The organism is Allobosea sp. BH3 (assembly GCF_025499465.1).
GTDB lineage: Bacteria > Pseudomonadota > Alphaproteobacteria > Rhizobiales > Beijerinckiaceae > Allobosea.
In genome coordinates this window covers 310,070-326,571 of sequence record NZ_JAIMCA010000006.1, presented here as the reverse complement: position 1 = coordinate 326,571, position 16,502 = coordinate 310,070, and the positions used below count along the sequence as shown (strand labels likewise).

Here is a 16,502-nt window from a genome sequence, read left to right as displayed (position 1 = left end):
TTGCGCTTAAGGCGCTGAAGAATTCTCGCCACTATCCGCATCCCTAGGCAGGGTTGCGGGAGGCCGATTTGAACGGGTTTTCGGATATGGCGCGCTCGGGCCGGCGATCTGCCGGTCTGGCTGAGATGGCGCATGCGATCCGGTTCTTGTCGGTGGACGCTATCCTCGCTGCCGGCGAAGGGCACCAGGGTGTCCCGCTTGGCATGGCCGAGATCGCCACGACGCTCTATGCGCGCCATCTGACGTTCGATCCCGCGGCGCCGACCTGGCCTGATCGGGATCGTGTCGTGCTCTCCAATGGCCATGGCTCGATGCTGCTCTACGCGCTGCTGCATCTGACCGGCTACCACGACATCTCGATCGAGGCGTTGAGGAGATTCCGTGAATTGGGCTCACCTTGCGCGGGCCATCCCGAGCGGGATCCGGCGGCGGGCATAGAAACCACGACAGGTCCGCTGGGCCAGGGAATCGCGAACGCGCTCGGCATGGCCATTGCGGAGGCCTCGCTGAATGCGCGGTTCGGCGACGCCCTCGTCGATCACAGGACCTGGGCGTTCGTGGGCGATGGCTGTCTTCAGGAGGGCGTCGGTCAGGAGGTGATCCAGCTTGCCGGGCACTTGCGGCTGGGCAAGCTCACCTTCCTCTGGGACGACAACGCCATCACGGATGACGGCGCCACGAAGCTCTCGATTTCCGAGGACGTGGCCGAGCGCTTTCGTGTCGCCCATTGGCATGTCCAGGAGATCGATGGACACGACATTGCCGCGATCGATGCGGCGATGTCCGCCGTGCGGCTGGATCCGCGCCCCTCGCTCATCGCCTGTCGGACCACGATTGCCCGGGGCCTTCCTCGCCTCGAGGGGCAGCGCGGCGGGCATTCCGGCAAGCTCTTCCCGCAGGATCGCGCGGAGATGGCTGAGCGTTACGGCTGGGCGAGCGGCAGCTTCGAGGTGCCCTCCGACATCGCGAGGGCCTGGCGCGGAACCGCCGCTCGCGGAGCCGAGGCGCGCGCCGCCTGGGCAACAGGTCTGGCCGGCGCCGCCGATGCCGTGCGCGAGGAATTCGAACGGGTCCATTCGCGAACTCTCAAACCCGGCTGGCGCGAAGCCATTCATAGCTTCAAGCAACGCGCGGCCGGCGAGGGGCACCCGGCATTCTCCATCGCGTCCTCCGGGGAGATCGCAGCAGCGCTCTACGATATCCTTCCCGAGATCGTGACCGCCTGTGCCGATCTGGAAGCGCCGACCAACCACAAACGCCAGCTCACCGCGTTCGATGCCGATCATCGGGCTGGCCGTTACCTGCATTGCGGCGTGCGCGAACATGCGATGGGGGCGCTCGCCAACGGCGTGGCTGCACATGGCGGGGTTATCCCGCTCGCCGTCACATATCTGCCCTTCTCGGACTATGAGCGGCCGGCGATGCGCATGGCGGCCTTGATGGGGCTGCCTTCGATCTTCGTCTTCAGCCATGACTCGATCGGCATCGGCAAGAACGGGCCGACGCATCAGCCAGTCGAGATCATCGCTTCACTCCGGGCCATGCCGAACATGCTGGTCCTGCGTCCCTGCGACGCGGTGGAGGCGGCCGAGGCCTGGGAGATCGCGCTGGAGCGCGATACGGGTCCGACCTCGCTGATCTTCGCCCGCCAGAGCTTGCCGCAACTGCGGCGCGACGCCGGCAGCGTGAACCGTTCGGCGCGCGGAGCCTATGTCCTGGCCGAGGCGGATGGCGGCGCACGGCGCGTCACCTTGCTGTCGACCGGCTCGGAGGTGCAGATCGCCCTTTCGGCTCGCGACATCCTGCAGGGCGAGGGAATTCCCACGACGGTCGTCTCGATGCCGAGCTGGAGCCTGTTCGAGGCACAGGACAGCGCCTATCGGAAGCAGGTGCTTGGGGAAGGCTGCGTGCGCGTGGCCGTCGAGGCGGCCGTGAAATTCGGCTGGGAACGCTGGATCGGCGAGGATGGCGGCTTCGTCGGCATGACCGGCTTCGGCGCCTCCGGCCCGGCCGAGGAACTCTACAGGCATTTCGGGATCACGGCGGATGCGGTGGCGGCACAGGCGCGTTCGCGGCTTTGAGGCCGCCCGGGAGAACCTGACGTCATTGCCAGCGGAGCGAGGCAATCCAGGGGGCGCGGAACTCTACGCTCTCCTGGATTGCCTCGTCGGCTGCGCCCCTTTGCAATGACTCTTCAGTAGAGCGTGAGCGCCGGCACGTAGCTCACCAGCAACAGCACAAGCATCGCCACACCGAAGAACGGCCAGAGCTCTCGTGTCGTATCGCCGAGCGATGTTCGGGCGATCGAGGCGGAGATGAACAGGGTGGTGCCGATCGGCGGCGTATACAAACCGATGCCGAGGTTCAGCACCATGATGATGCCGAGCTGCACCGGGTCCAATCCGATCGAGGCGGCGAGCGGCACGAAGATCGGGCCGAGCAGCAGGATGGCTGGCGGCAGGTCGATCGGCATGCCGACGAGCAGCAGCAGGACGTTCATCGCCAGGATGATCAGATAGGGATTGGAGATCGTCGCCGAGGTCCATTCGGCGAAGCGCTGCGGCACCTGGTCGAAGGTCAGGACCCAGCCGACGATGGCCGAGCCCATGATGACCAGCATGACCACGCCGGTCGCCACCCCCGCTTCGACCATGCTGATGCGGAATCGCGACCAGCTCATGTCGCTATAGAGCACGACGCTGAGCACCATCGCGTAGAGCACGGCGAGCACGGCGATCTCGGTCGGCGTGGCGATTCCGAAGCGCAGGCCCAGCAGGATGAACACCGGCATGAGCAGGGCGGGCATGCTGCGCCAGGCCAACCGGGCGAGCTCCGCCTTCGAGACGGGCTGTTCGGGCGAAACATAGCCGCGCCGGCGGGCGATCCAGCTGCACAACACGATGAAGCCGCCGGCCATCAGCAGGCCCGGCAGGATTCCGGCGACGAAGAGATCGGCGATCGAGACGTTGCTGACCAGCGAGTAGAGGATCAGCGGAATCGAGGGTGGGATAAGGATATCGATGATCGCCGAAGTCGCATTGTTCGCGGCACAGAGCGGGGCGGGATAGCCCTGCCGCTTCTGCCAGGGGATCAAGACGGAGCCGAGCGCGCTCGCATTGGCGACGGCGCTGCCCGAGACGCCGCCGAATACCACCGATGCGACGACTGTCGTCGACAGCGGGCCGCCGCGCCAGCGCTGCATCGCCTTGGACGCGAAGGCGAGGAGATCGCCGCCGAGCTTTCCGCCGAGCATGAGCGAACCCGCCAGCATGAAGAACGGCAGTGCCAGCATCGGGAAGGACTGGGTCTGCTGGTACATCTGCTGCGCGATGATGGTCAGCGGAATCTGGCCCTGCACCAGCAGCGCCGCGCCGGCCGCGACGATGAGGGCATGGCCGACCGGGATCGCCAGCAGCATCAGGAATGTGAAGGACAGGATCAGGGTGAGGCTCACGAGACCAACTCCTCCGGTCCCGGTGTCGGCATCGCTTCGGGACCCATGGCGGCGACCCGCGCCGCCTGCGTCGCCGTGACGACGATCACGAGCCCAAGCCCGATGGCCAGCGTGTAGTAGCCATAGCTGGCAGGGATCCCCATGACCGGGGAGCGATCGACCCAGAGCATGTCCGCGAGCAGCAGAATGTCCCGGCCGAGCAGCAAATAGCTGCCGATCACGATGGCATGCCCCGCCAGCAGCATGGTCCGGGCGCCCTCGCGGCCGAGCATCAGCAGGATCGTCTCGACGGCCATATGCCCGCCCTTCTGCACGCCGAGCACGACGCCCGCCATGATGAAGACCGGGAAGAGCCGCTCCGGCACCTCCTGGGCGAAGCGAAAGCCGCCGGAGGCAAGCACATAGCGGGCGCCGACATTGGCGGCGAGCATGGCAAGCAAGGCCGCGCCGACCGCGATGACGATCGTCTCGCAGAGCCGAGCGACGGCGCGATCGATGCCGTTCGCCGCGGCGACGGCGCTTGCGCGCCATCCCGCTTCGTGCCGCTGGGCCGTCACGTCAGGCCTGCGCCGCTTTGGCGAGGCGATCGACGAAGTCGCCGAAGGGCTTCGCCTTCCAGGTATCGTAGACCTTGGCCGAGGCCTCACGGAATGCGGCCTGATCGGCCTCGTTCACCTGCAGCTTCGCGTTCGCCTTGAACTCGTTGGCGAACTTGGTCTCCGCGTCGAGGAAGAGCTTGCGCTGCAGCTCGCCCGCATCCTTGGCGGTCGCCTTGATGATCTCGCGATCGGCCGGCGAAAGGCGCGCCCAGGTAATCTGTGACATCAGGAAGGGCGAGCACTCCCATTTATGGGCCGAGAGCGAGATGAAGCGGTTCACCTCGAACAGCTTGGAGGAGGCGATGTTGACGAGCGGGTTCTCTTGCCCGTCGACGACGCCCTGCTGGAGCGCGACATAAAGCTCGCCGAACGAAATCTGTTCCGTGCCGGCGCCGAGCGCCTGGAAGATGTCGATTGTCATCGGGTCGGGCGGGGTCCGGATCTTGAGGCCCTTGAGGTCGGCGGGCTTCACGATCGGGCGCTTGCTGTTGGTGATGTGGCGGATGCCGTTGTCCCACCAGCCGAGCGGCACCATGCCGATCTTGGCAAAGCGCTGGTCGAGTTCTGTGCCGATCGGCCCCTCTAGAACCTTGAACGCGGCGGCTGAGGTCGCGAACAGGAAAGGCAGGCCAAGCGCCGCGAGTTCCGGCAGCAGTGCCGAAGTCGAGCCCTGGCTGTTGACAGTCATGTCGACTGCGCCGGTGCGCAGGCTCGTCAGGAGAGACTGTTCGTTGCCGAGCTGTTCGGCGCCGGCGACGCGCACGGCCAGGCGGCCATTGGTGCGCTCCTTGATCAGTTCGCCGAACTTGTCGGCCGCGATCCAGCGCGGGTTCCCGGCCGCCGCGTTGTGGCCGAGCGTCATCGTGACCTGCGCCTGGGCGCCTCGCGGCAGAGCGAGCACGGCGGGCATCGCGAGCCCCGCGACGAGCAGGCTGCGGCGATTGAGTTTTCCGGTCAGCAGATTGGCCTTCATCTTCGTTCCTCCCATGTCGCGCCGCTTGAGCGGCTTTTGCTGATTGTGGTCGTCCATTCCCGGCTTGCGCCTGCACCCCTGCGCTGCGGCCCGCAGGTGCAATTTGCGCGCGCCTCTGCAGGTGCTTTCAGCCTGTCCGCTAGCCCAGCCACCCCTTGACCCGGTTGCAGATTGCTCCCGTCGAAATCCCGTAGCGGTCGTGGAGTGTCGGCAGCGCCCCGGCCGCGAGGAATTCGTCGGGCAGGCCGATCATGCGGAACGCCGGATGCACGCCCTGGCGCATCAGGAGCCCGGCGACGGCTTCTCCGAGCCCGCCATTGACGGTGTGGTTCTCCGCCACCACGACGAGGCGGCCGGGCCGGCCGCAGGCCTCGAGGATCGCCGCCGTGTCGAGCGGCTTGATCGTCGGGACATGCAGCACGGCGGCGTCGATGCGATCCTTTTCCAGCGCCTTCGCCGCTTCGAGCGCGCGCATCGTCATGATGCCTGAGGAGATGAAGAGGACCTCGTAGCCCTCCCGCAGCATCTTCGCCTTGCCGAGTTCGAAGCTGTAGCCGTACTCGTCGAGAACGAGCGGAACCTGGCCGCGAAGCAGCCGCATGTAGACCGGTCCCTTGTGGCGCGCGATCGCCGGCACAGCCTGCTCGATTTCAAGCGCGTCGCAGGGGTCGATCACGACCATGTTCGGCATGGCTCGGAACAGCGCCAGATCCTCGGTCGCCTGATGCGAAGGGCCATATCCGGAGGTGAGCCCCGGCAGCGCGCAGACGATCTTCACATTGCGGTCTTCCTCCGCGATCGTCTGGTGGATGAAGTCGTAGGCGCGGCGCGAGGCGAACACCGCATAGGTGGTCGCGAAGGGCGTAAAGCCTTCCGCGGCCAGCCCCGAGGCCGCTCCGAACAGCAGCTGCTCCGCCATCCCCATCTGGTAGTAGCGATCGGGAAAGGCCTGCCCGAAGATGTGGAGGTCCGTGTACTTGCCGAGATCGGCGGTCATGCCGAGGATCGAACTGTCTTCCTTAGCCATTTCCACCAGCGCATGGCCGAAGGGCGCGGGTTTCGTCCGCTGCCCTTCGCTCGCGATGGATGCGATCATCGCCGAGGTGGTGAGCCGTGGCTTGCCGGCGCCGAGCTTGCTCGAAGCGGTGTTGGCGGCTGCGGGCTTCATGACGGCCTGCCTTCATCGAGCGCGGCCAGCGCGAGCTGCCACTCATGGGCTTCGACGCGGATGAAATGGTTCTTCTCGCGCGCTTCGAGGAATGGCACGCCCTTGCCCATCAGCGTGTCGGCGATGATCATGCTGGGCTTGCCCCGGCCATATTGAGCCTTGGCCGCATCGAAGGCGGCTTGCACCTTGCCGAGGTCGTTGCCATCGACGCGCTGCACGAACCAACCGAAGGCCTCGAGCTTGTCGATGAGCGGCTCGAAAGCCATCACGCTGGTCGATGGGCCGTCGGCCTGCTGTTTGTTGACGTCGACGATGGCGATGAGGTTGTCGAGCTTGTGGTGAGCGGCGGACATGATCGCCTCCCAGACTGAGCCCTCGTCGAGCTCGCCATCCGAAAACAGCGTGTAGACGCGGCTGTCGGAACCCTTCCGCTTCAGGCCGAGGCATCGGCCGACGGCGATCGACAGGCCGAGCCCGAGCGAGCCGCCTGACATCTCCATCCCTGGCGTGTAGCTCGCCATGCCGGACATCGGCAGCCGGCTCTCGTCCGACCCATAGCTCTCCAGCTCTTCATCCGGGACGATGCCGGCCTCGATCAAGGCCGCGTAGAGGGCGATCGCGTAGTGGCCGTTCGACAGGAGGAAGCGGTCGCGGCCCTCCCATTCGGGGTCGTCCGGCCTGTAGCGCATCGCATGGAAATAGGCTGTCGCCAGCACGTCCGCGATATCGAGGGCCTGGGCGATATAGCCCTGGCCCTGGACCTCGCCCATGAGCACCGCATGCCGGCGAATATTCCAGGCGCGGCGCTCGAGCGAGACATTGTGGCCGATTGAAACGCTGCTCATACGCACTGTGCCTTCTGACGATCAGATCTTGGCGGAGGCGGGCAGGGGCTCAGTGGATCAGCATGCCGCCATTGACGTCGATGACCGCTCCCGTGACGTAGGCCGAGAGATCGGAGGCGAGGAACAGGTAGATGCCCGCCACGTCGCTGGCCTCTCCGAGCCGGTTCAGCGGAATGCCCTTGATGATGTCCCGGCGCATCTCGTCGGTCAGCTTCCCGCCGGTGATGTCGGTCTGGATCAGGCCGGGCGTCACGCAGTTAACGCGGATCCCGTCGGGGCCGAACTCCCGCGCCATGGCCTTGGCGAGGCCGAGAACGCCAGCCTTGGCGGAGGAATAGTGCGGGCCCCCGAAGATGCCGCCGCCACGCTGCGCAGAGACGGAGGACATGCAGGCGATGGAGCCGCGTTTGCGGGCCTGCATATGCGGGATGAAGACCTGGCTGAGGAACAGCACGCCCTTGCAGTTGATGTCCTGGATGCGATCCCAGCTCGCCTCGTCGATCTCCAGCGTCTTCACGGGCTGGGTGACGCCGGCGTTGTTGATCAGGATATCGAGATGGCCGAAGCTTGCGATCACCTGATCCGCGGCCGCCTGGCAGGAGGCCTTGTCCGCCACGTCGCATGCCACGCCGAGATGCTGGGGGCCGAGCGCGGCGGCCGCGGCCCTCGCGGCGGCCTCGTCGATGTCGAGGATCGCGATGCGCGCGCCGTGATCCGCAAAGAGCCTGGCGGTGGCGAGGCCGATACCGCGAGCGCTGGCCGCGCCGGAAATGGCGGCGGTCCTGTTCTGAAGCAACATTCCATCCCTCGGCGTGTCAGTCTTTTTCTTTCCTGAGACTGACTCGCCTTTTGGCGTGATGAAAACGCAAAGAATGCGCTATTGGATGAATCCTATTCACCGATGGGTTCGTAGCCGCGTCTTCGGCAAGCCGCGCGTCCTTCGGCATGCCGAGCCGCGGCTCAAATGCAGGAATGCCTCATGAGACGGTTGCCTCTTTCTGCGCTCCAGGCCTTTGAAGCGGCAGCCCGGGCGGGCTCCTTCCGCGCCGCCGGCGAAGAGATCGGCATCTCGTCGAGCGCAATCAGCCATTCCATTCGCAAGCTCGAAACCCTGATGGGTTCTGCGCTCTTCGATCGTGAAGGCCGCTCGGTCCATCTCAACGCTGCGGGCGAGATGCTGATGCGCCACGTGGCGGCGGGTTTCGACGAAATGCGGCAGGGCATCGAAACTGTCGGCGCGCGCTCGGGCAATCTGCTGCGACTTCATTGTGCGCCATCGATGGCGGCGCAATGGCTGCTGCCGCGCCTGCGCGGCCTCCTGTCCGAGCAGCCCGGCCTTGCGGTGAGGCTGTCCGCCGGTGTCGACTATCCGCGCTTCGAGCACGATGAGTTCGACGCCGACATCTGCTACGGGCCGCCACGGCAGGAGGGGCTGATCGTCATTCCCCTCGGGGAGGAGACCGTGACGCCGCTCTGCGCGCCGGACCTCGCCGCCCGCATCGGCTCCGCGAAAGATCTCCTGAGCGCCGAGCTCATCGACAGCGATAACAAGCGCGTGCGCTGGAACAGCTGGTTCCAGGCCAACGACATCGCGCCGGCTGCCCCTCGGGGCTCACGCTTCGACCGCTCCTTCATGGCGATCGCCGCGGCTGTCGACGGGCTGGGAGTCGCTCTGGAATCCACCAGGCTCGCCGAGCGTGAGATTGCCGATGGCCGCCTGGTCGCGCCGCTCGCCGGCAGAGCGCATGACGTCACCTATGTCGGGCACTACCTCGTGTTCCCACGTATCGCGAAGGCCCGCCGTTCGGTGAAGACGTTCGCCAGATGGCTGACGACAGAACTCAGCCTGCCTTCACCGAAATTCTGAGCAATTTCGGCTCAAACTGGCGCCCAGGGCGGGCATGGACGCCGAGGATTACCAGTTAGGCGCGCTGCTTCCGGCGGTTTCGAGAATGCCAGGCGCGGGCAGTTGCCCCTCGAACCAGAGTGCGGCGGCCGCGCGCGACATGGCGGCGCCGTCATGCCCGATGCCGGGCACCACGATGCGCGTCCAGTTGCACGGCACGCCGAGCTTCGCGGCCTCGCTTTGCGCAAAGTCCAGCATGAACTGCGAGCGGGCGAAGCGATGGGGGCCCTGCGCCAGCGCCTCGGGATTGGCGGGCAGGTTGGGATCGTCCGTCGCGATGTCGCGGTCGCCGGCGAGCAGTGTCATCGGATAGGCCAGCCAGCGCACGAGATCGGCTTCAGCAAGGCCGAGCCCGCCGACGCCCTCGGGGAATGCCCGGTCCAGCGTCGGCAGCGTGTACCAGCCGGGGTTGCCGCACATCGAAACCTCGAACGGCGCGTGGTCCTGCGTGGCCAGCATGCGGTGGGCGAACTGGCCGCCGGCCGAATGGCCGAAGAGTTTGACCGTCTTCCGGCGGGTTACACCGGCAGTGCGCAGCGCTTCGAGCACGCGGGCGGGGACGCCGTAGATCCAGCTTTCGCGCGCCAGGACCGCGCCTTCCGCCGAGAGCACCAGCCCGTTGTTGTAGGACTCCGCGCCGGGGTAGTCGTCGTTGCCGAAGGTCGGCGCAAGGATCAGCAGGTTGTGCTTCTCGGCGGCATCGATCCAGAAGTCGCGATAGTCGTCGCCGTTGCGCATCATGCCGTGCTGCACGACGACGATCTCATCCTCCGGCCCGTGGCGCTCGGGCCGATAGAAATTGATATCGAGGGGCCGGTCGGGCTGGGCCACGTCAATGAACGGCACGACGCCGCGGCCGCGCGGCAGGTCGAGGCTTTTGGTGATCATGCGAACTCCGGAGACGTATGCAGGTGGCAGGCGGCGCTGCGGCCGGGCGCGATCTCGGCAAGGACGGGCCGGACCTCGCGGCAGACAGGCATGGCTTGCGGGCAGCGCGGATGGAACGGGCAGCCGGGCGGCGGCGCGAGCGGCGACGGCATCTCGCCGGTGACCGGCTCGAAAGCGCGCTTGCGGGCCTTGGCCGAAGGGATCGCCTTGATCAGGGCGGCGCTATAGGGGTGCGCGGGCTCGGCGAACACCGCCTGCGCCGGGCCGATCTCCACGATCCGGCCGAGGTACATGATCGCGACACGGTCGCTGATGTGGCGCACCAGCCCGAGATCATGGCTGACGAAGAGATAGGTCAGCCCGCGGCGCTCGCGGATGTCCATGAACAGGTTGATGACCTGCGCCTGGATCGAGACGTCGAGGGCCGAGACCGGTTCGTCGCAGACGAGGAAGTCCGGATTGACCGCGAGGGCGCGCGCGATGCCGATGCGCTGGCGCTGCCCTCCGGAGAATTGATGCGGATAGCGGTCGCGATAGGCGAGATCGAGCCCGACCTCGCTCAACGCACGATCGACGGACGCATCGAGTTCGCCCTTGGGCACGAGCCCATGGACCGCCAGCGCCTCGCCGACGATGCGGGAGACCTTCATGCGCGGGTTGAGCGAGGCGTGCGGGTCCTGGAAGATCATCTGGACCTTCAGCAGGAAATCGAGCTTTTCCCGCCCCTTCAGGCTCGAGACCGAGCGCCCGGCATAGATCGCCTCGCCCTCGCTTGGCGGCAGGATGCCGGTTGCGATACGCGCCAGCGTGGACTTGCCGCAGCCCGACTCGCCGACGAGGCCGAGCACCTCGCCCTTCATGACGGCGAGATCGACGCCATCGACGGCTTTCAGCGTGCGCGGCGGCTCGCCCTGGCCGATCGCAGCGAGCAAGCGTTGCGCGATGTTGGCCTTGCCCCGGAAATGCTTCCGCACGCCGCGCAATTCGAAGAGCGGGGCGGTCATGGACGGGCCTCCGCGGGCGGTACGGGGTTGTGGCAGCGGAACTGGCGCTCGCCGTCGACGGACGGCGCCGGATCGATCTCGGCGCAGAGCTCGATGGCATTGCCGCAACGCGGACGGAACGGACAGCCGCTGGGGCGCGAGTCGATGCGCGGCGCCATGCCGTCGATCTGGTGGAGGCGCCCGCCCGGCTCGACCAGGGCGGCCGAGGAGCCGAGCAGCCCTTCGGTATAGGGGTGGCGCGGCGCATCGAGCACAACGTCGACCGGGCCGGTCTCGACGATGCGGCCGGCATACATGACGGCGATCCGATCGGCGAGTTCGGCCACGACGGCCAGGTCGTGCGTGATCCAGATCACCGCCGTGCCCGTCTCGCGTGCGAGCTTCTGTACCTCGTAGAGGATCTGGCTCTGGATGGTGACGTCGAGCGCGGTCGTCGGCTCGTCGGCAATGATCAGGTCGGGCTCGTTGAGCAGCGCGATGGCGATCGCGACGCGCTGGCGCATGCCGCCCGAGAACTCGTGTGGATACTGCTTGAGTCGGGCCTCGGGCGAGGAGATGCCGACGCGCGACAGCGCCGCAGCGGCGAGCTGAAGAGCCTCGCGGCGGGGCATGGAGCGGTGTTCCAGCACGGCTTCCGCCATCTGCTCGCCGATGCTGAGCACCGGGTTCAGCGTCATCAGCGGGTCCTGGAAGATCATCGCGATCCGGTCACCGCGCAGCGCCCGCAGGCGCTCTGGTGAGGCCGCGCGCAGATCCTCGCCCTTGAACTCGACCTGACCGGCGATGATCTCGCCGGGCGCATCGATCAACTGAACCAGCGAGAAGCCGGTAACGGATTTGCCGGAACCGGATTCGCCGACCAGCCCGAGCACCTCGCCGCGTGAAATGGTCAGGTCGACGCCGTCGACGGCTGCCCAGGCGCCGTCGAGCGCGTGGAAGACCGTGCGCAGGCCGCGCACGGAGAGCAGCGGTTCAACGGTCATGAGCGGACGTTCAGGCTGCGGCGCAGCCTGTCCCCGACCAGATTGAGCGACATGATCAGCAGCACCAGCGCAATGCCGGGGAAGACAGCGATCCAGTATTCGCCCGAGAGCAGGAACTCGAAGCCGTTGGCGATCAGCAGGCCGAGGGAAGGCTGTGTCACGGGGACACCGACGCCGAGAAAGGACAGCGTCGCCTCCAGCGTGATCGCGCCGGCAATGCTGATCGAGGCGACGACGAGCACCGAGCCGATGGCGTTCGGCAGGAGATGCGCGCGCATGATGTAGAGGGTCGGCAGGCCGAAGTTCACGGCTGCCTCGATGTACTCCTTGCGCCGCTCGACCAGCGCGGAAGCCCGCATCAGGCGCGCGTACTGTGCCCATTGCACCAGCACGATGGCGATGATGACCTTGTCGACGCCGCGGCCGATCGAGGCCAGCAGCACGAGCGCGACCAGGATCGACGGGAAGCCGAGCATGAAGTCGACGAAGCGCATGATCACCGTGTCGACCACGCCGCCGAACTGAGCCGCCACGAGACCTGCCGCGACACCGACGAGCAGCGCTCCGAGCGTTGCCGAGAGGCCCACCATCAGGCTGGTGCGCAGCCCGTAGAAGATGGCCGAGAGCATGTCGCGGCCCTGCGCATCGGTGCCGAGCCAATAGGTCGTGCCGCTCATACCCTGCGCACCGGGAGCGAGGCGGTTGTCCATGACGCTGAGCGAGGCGAGGTCGTGCGGGTTCTGCGGGGCGATCACGGGGGCGAGCACCGCCAGCGCGACGAGGATGCCGAGCAGGATCGCCGCCCCGCGTACGGTCGGCCGCGAGCGGATGCGGTGCAGCACGCGCGCTCGCAGCGGGGTCATGGCCTCGGGCGCGATGCTCATGCCCGTTCTCCGGCGAGTTTCACACGCGGGTCGAGCGCGGCGTAGAGCACGTCCACCAGGAAGTTGACCGAGACGAAGAGCAGCGTCGCCAGCATCACGTAGGCGACCACCACGGGCCGGTCGAGCTGGTAGATCGAATCGATCAGCAGCTTGCCCATGCCGGGCCAGGCGAAGACGGTCTCGGTGATGGTCGAGAAGGCGACGAGGCTGCCGAACTCGATGCCGACGACCGTGACGACCGGGATCAGGATGTTGCGCAGGACGTGGCGGCCGACGATGCGGCGCGGGCGCACGCCCTTGGCGCGCGCGTATTTCACATAGTCCTGGCTCATCGCTTCGCTGGTTCCGGCGGCGACGAGCCGCGTCAGCAGCGCCATGTTGGGGATCGAGAGGTTGAGCGCCGGCAGGATCAGGTGCTTCAGCCCGTTCGCCGTGAACAGGCTGGTCTGGATACCGAGGATCGTGACCGTCTCACCGCGGCCGGCAGTCGGCAGCAGGCCGAGCACGACCGAGAAGAGCAGGATCAGCATCATGCCCTTCCAGAAATTCGGCAGCGAAAAGCCAAGCACGGTGCCGGCCATGATCAGGCGCGAGGGGCGGCTGTCCGGCTCGAGCCCGGCATAGAGGCCGAGCGGCACGCCCACCACGATGGCGAGCCCCATCGCCAGCAGCACGAGCTCGAAGGTCGCCGGCAGGCGCGCGAGGATCAGCTCGATCGCCGGCACGCCATGGACGAAGGAGCGGCCGAGATCGCCCTTCAGCGCATTGCCCATGAAGGTCAGGTATTGCTGCCAGACCGGCAGATCGAGCCCGAGCCTGCGGATCAGCGCCTGCCGCTCGGCATCGCTCACCTGCGGCGGCACGAGCAGCTCGATCGGGTCGCCGATGCCATAGACGGCGAAGAACACCACGACCGAAACCGCGAGCAGCACGAAAGCGCTCTGGATCAGCCGTTGCAGGACGAAAGTGGTCATGGAAGGATTACGTTGTTTTGCTTCGGAAAGGCGGTGGAAGTCCCGCCGTCATGCTCGCCCCTGTGGCGAGCACCCACGTCTTCAACACCGCGCCGAGTCGACGAAGACGTGGATGGTCGGGACAAGCCCGACCACGACGCCTGAGGCAGCGCGTCGGCGCGATCACTTCGCCGGCTTGACCGACATTGCCAGCGTGAACTGGTCGGCGCGGCCGGTGACCTTGAGGTCGGCCTTGGACGCCCAGATCGTGCTCTCGAAGTGCAGCGGGATGAACGCCGCGCCTTCCAGCGCACGCGCGCCGGCCTTCTGCAGCAGCTCCGCGCGCTTGCTGTCGTCGAGCGTCTGGATCGCCTCGCGGATCAGCTTGTCGAACTCGGCATCCTGCCAGCCGCCATAGTTGGAGCCGCCGATGGTCTTGGCGTCGTCGGGGGTGGCGGGCCACTGGCGCAGGAAGGAGGCCGCCTCGCCGGTGGCGGAGCCCCAGCCGCCGAGAGCGACCGAGAATTCCTTCTTGGCCCGGCGCGGGAAGTAGATGGCGCGGGTCATGGCATCGACATCGGTCTTGATGCCGACCTGCGTCAGGTACTGCGCGACGGCCTGGGTGATCTGGCCGTCATTGATGTAGCGGTCATTGGTGGAGGACAGCGTGACCTGGAAGCCGTTGGGGTAGCCGGCCTCGGCGAGCAGCTTCTTGGCGCCAGCGGGGTCGTATTTGATCACCGGCGGATTCGGCAGCGTGCCGAACATGCCCGTCGGCAGGAACTGGTAGGCCGGCTGGGCAGCGCCGTCCATCAGGCGCTTGACGATGGCGTCGCGGTCGATGGCCATCGACATGGCGCGGCGCACGCGCACGTCCTTGAGCGGGTTCTTGTCGCCCTCGGCCTTGACGAAGGGGCTCGGCTCGCGCGCGACGTCGAGCTGGAAGTAGATGACGCGCGTCGAGGGCGTGATCACCGTGGCGAAGCGCTTGTCGTTGCTGATGCGGCCAAGGTCGCGTGCGGCGGGGTTCTCGATCATGTCGTAGTCGCCCGCGAGCAGGCCGGCCAGCCGCGGGCCGGCATTGGTCACAGGCACGAAGCGGACGCTCGCCCAGGGCTCCTTGCCGCCCCAGTGGCTGTCGTTGCGCTCGAGCTCGATCGCCGAGCCGCGGACATAGCTCTTGAGCTTGTAGGGGCCGGTGCCGATCGCGGCGCTGCCGTCATTGAACGCGGTCAGCGCCGGCCACTCACCGGTGACGCCGCAATTGTTCGCGACGTCGAAGGAGAGCTTGTCGAACTTGGCGAGCGATGAGCTGATGATGGCGACGGTGCCGACCAGGTTCGGCAGCAGCGGCTCGGGGTTCTTCGTTTCGATGACGATTGTGCGGGCATCCGGCGCCGTGACCGAGGCGAAGTTGCCGGTGACGTCGGCGAACGAGCCGGTGATCTTGGTCTCGTTCTTCAGCGTGCGGCAGAAGGTGAAGATCACGTCGTCGGCGGTGAACGGCTTGCCGTTCGAGAAGGTGACGCCGTCGCGGAGCTTGAAGGTCCACTTGTTCTTGCCGTCGTTCTCCCAGGAGGTCGCAAGAGCGGGGAGGACCTTCTGCTGCTCGTCCTGCCGGGTGAGCCCGTCGAAAATGTGCTGTGCGAGCGCATTGTTGGGCGTGAGGTCATGGTAGTGGGGATCGACCGCTGTCGGTTCCGAGCCGAGCGCGATGCGCAGCGATTGGGCGCTCGCGGGAAGCGAGACGAGGCAGACGCTCGCGAGCAGGGCGGCCGAAAGAGATGTGCGCATCACGATTCCCCATTCCCGCGCTGCGGCGGCATTTTTGACAGGTTTATTTTCATCCCTTATCCATCATGAAAATTTTCGTTCGTCAATCGAGGGCCCGGCGATGGTTCACGCCCTGAAGCCGACCACGGATCTGGCGAACCGGATCGCCCGGATCTACCCGACTCTCAGCAACGGCCACCGCCGCATTGCCGCTCATGTCATGGGCAGCCCGCTCGAAAGCGCGACGGCCTCGATCGAAGTGCTGGCGGAACGCAGCGGCGCCTCCAACGCCACGGTGACGCGCTTCGTCCGGGCGTTGGGCTATGCGTCCTATGCCGAGTTCCGCGGCGCGCTGTCAGCCGCGCTGCGCCTGGCGATGCAGCCCGTTGACGAATTCGCCGAGGCGCTGGCCTCGACGCAATCCGCCTACGGAACGTTTCTCGCCGCGATGAAGACGCAGCGCACGAATCTGGAAGACGCCATATCCGGCCTGGACGAAAACACGGTGACGCGCATCGTCGCTGCCGTGCTCGCGGCGCGGCGGATCTTCATCATCGCGTCTGGCGCCAGCCACCATGTTGCCAGCATGCTCGAGGATGGACTCGCTCTGTACTGTGAGGCGGAGGTGGTCTTCGCCACGGCGCGCGGCGGACCTGAGCGGGCCTTTCGGCATCTCAACGCGGCAGGCGCCGGCGATGTCGCGATCGCAATCTCGGTGCCGCGCTATTCGCGTGCAACCGTGGAATTGGCGGCTCACAGTCGTGCCAAGGGCGCGACCCTCGTCGCATTGACGGACGGCCCGACATCCCCGCTCGCACCCATCAGCGATCTCGCGCTGTTCGGACCGGCACGCAACCCGCTGCTGCCGAACTCGCCCACGGCGATCTTCGCGCTCGCCGACGCGCTGATCACAGCCGTTGCGCGCGAGCGACCCGAAGCCGTCGATGCCCTCAAGAAGCTGAGCCAGAGCCTGCTTTGGACGTTCCAGCATTGAGCCGCCGGGCGGCGACTCCCTCACGAGACGGTCACAGCTATCCGGTTGGCGCGAGAGGCCGGCTCGACCATGATCCGC

The 16,502-nt window shown here is 66.7% G+C and carries 15 protein-coding genes; 3 read left to right on the top strand and 12 right to left on the bottom strand.

The window, feature by feature from the left end:
- Window positions 1-86 precede the first annotated feature (86 nt).
- Window positions 87-2,081 (top strand): transketolase, encoded by a 1,995-nt coding sequence (tkt, locus tag BoBH3_RS21200; protein ID WP_262333068.1) that lies wholly within the window; start codon window positions 87-89, stop codon window positions 2,079-2,081.
- A gap of 113 nt (window positions 2,082-2,194) precedes the next feature.
- Here tkt and BoBH3_RS21195 read toward each other — a convergent pair whose 3' ends face one another.
- From BoBH3_RS21195 to BoBH3_RS21170, 6 genes are all read right to left on the bottom strand, one after another.
- Entirely contained in the window at window positions 2,195-3,454 is a 1,260-nt protein-coding gene (locus BoBH3_RS21195; RefSeq protein ID WP_262332846.1) for a TRAP transporter large permease, read from the bottom strand.
- Window positions 3,451-4,011, bottom strand: a complete 561-nt coding sequence (locus BoBH3_RS21190; RefSeq protein ID WP_262332845.1) for a TRAP transporter small permease — start codon at window positions 4,009-4,011, stop codon at window positions 3,451-3,453. The genes BoBH3_RS21195 and BoBH3_RS21190 overlap by 4 nt, the downstream gene beginning before the upstream one ends.
- Before the next feature lies 1 nt (window position 4,012).
- Window positions 4,013-5,026 (bottom strand): TRAP transporter substrate-binding protein, encoded by a 1,014-nt coding sequence (locus tag BoBH3_RS21185; protein ID WP_262332844.1) that lies wholly within the window; start codon window positions 5,024-5,026, stop codon window positions 4,013-4,015.
- 139 nt (window positions 5,027-5,165) lie between these two features.
- Entirely contained in the window at window positions 5,166-6,194 is a 1,029-nt protein-coding gene (locus BoBH3_RS21180) for a transketolase family protein (RefSeq protein WP_262332843.1), read from the bottom strand.
- Window positions 6,191-7,039, bottom strand: coding sequence for a transketolase (locus BoBH3_RS21175; RefSeq protein WP_262332842.1), 849 nt, complete (start codon window positions 7,037-7,039; stop codon window positions 6,191-6,193). Before BoBH3_RS21175 ends, BoBH3_RS21180 begins: the two co-directional genes overlap by 4 nt.
- 49 nt (window positions 7,040-7,088) lie before the next feature.
- Entirely contained in the window at window positions 7,089-7,838 is a 750-nt protein-coding gene (locus tag BoBH3_RS21170; RefSeq protein WP_262332841.1) for an SDR family NAD(P)-dependent oxidoreductase, read from the bottom strand.
- 180 nt (window positions 7,839-8,018) lie between these two features.
- On the opposite strand from BoBH3_RS21170, the gene BoBH3_RS21165 reads away from it, so the two are divergent.
- Entirely contained in the window at window positions 8,019-8,906 is an 888-nt protein-coding gene (locus BoBH3_RS21165; RefSeq protein WP_262332840.1) for a LysR substrate-binding domain-containing protein, read from the top strand.
- Window positions 8,907-8,954: 48 nt separating this feature from the next.
- Here BoBH3_RS21165 and BoBH3_RS21160 read toward each other — a convergent pair whose 3' ends face one another.
- The 6 genes from BoBH3_RS21160 to BoBH3_RS21135 all read right to left on the bottom strand — a co-directional run bounded on the left by BoBH3_RS21160 (window position 8,955) and on the right by BoBH3_RS21135 (window position 15,451).
- A complete protein-coding gene (locus BoBH3_RS21160) occupies window positions 8,955-9,833 on the bottom strand; it encodes an alpha/beta hydrolase (RefSeq protein ID WP_262332839.1) in 879 nt (292 codons plus the stop codon).
- Complete coding sequence (locus BoBH3_RS21155; RefSeq protein WP_262332838.1) at window positions 9,830-10,837, bottom strand: ABC transporter ATP-binding protein; 1,008 nt, start codon at window positions 10,835-10,837, stop codon at window positions 9,830-9,832. Before BoBH3_RS21155 ends, BoBH3_RS21160 begins: the two co-directional genes overlap by 4 nt.
- Window positions 10,834-11,820 carry an ABC transporter ATP-binding protein gene (locus BoBH3_RS21150; RefSeq protein ID WP_262332837.1) on the bottom strand — a complete coding sequence of 329 codons (987 nt, stop codon included), beginning with the start codon at window positions 11,818-11,820 and terminating at the stop codon, window positions 10,834-10,836. Before BoBH3_RS21150 ends, BoBH3_RS21155 begins: the two co-directional genes overlap by 4 nt.
- Complete coding sequence (locus BoBH3_RS21145) at window positions 11,817-12,704, bottom strand: ABC transporter permease (RefSeq protein WP_262332836.1); 888 nt, start codon at window positions 12,702-12,704, stop codon at window positions 11,817-11,819. The genes BoBH3_RS21150 and BoBH3_RS21145 overlap by 4 nt, the downstream gene beginning before the upstream one ends.
- The gene (locus BoBH3_RS21140) at window positions 12,701-13,678 is read right to left on the bottom strand and encodes an ABC transporter permease (protein WP_262332835.1); all 978 of its coding nucleotides are present in this window, start codon (window positions 13,676-13,678) and stop codon (window positions 12,701-12,703) included. Before BoBH3_RS21140 ends, BoBH3_RS21145 begins: the two co-directional genes overlap by 4 nt.
- 162 nt (window positions 13,679-13,840) lie before the next feature.
- Complete coding sequence (locus tag BoBH3_RS21135) at window positions 13,841-15,451, bottom strand: ABC transporter substrate-binding protein (protein ID WP_262332834.1); 1,611 nt, start codon at window positions 15,449-15,451, stop codon at window positions 13,841-13,843.
- Between BoBH3_RS21135 and BoBH3_RS21130 the strand changes: the two genes are divergently transcribed.
- A complete protein-coding gene (locus tag BoBH3_RS21130; RefSeq protein WP_262332833.1) occupies window positions 15,444-16,424 on the top strand; it encodes a MurR/RpiR family transcriptional regulator in 981 nt (326 codons plus the stop codon). The genes BoBH3_RS21135 and BoBH3_RS21130 overlap by 8 nt on opposite strands.
- The last annotated feature ends 78 nt before the right edge of the window (window positions 16,425-16,502 follow it).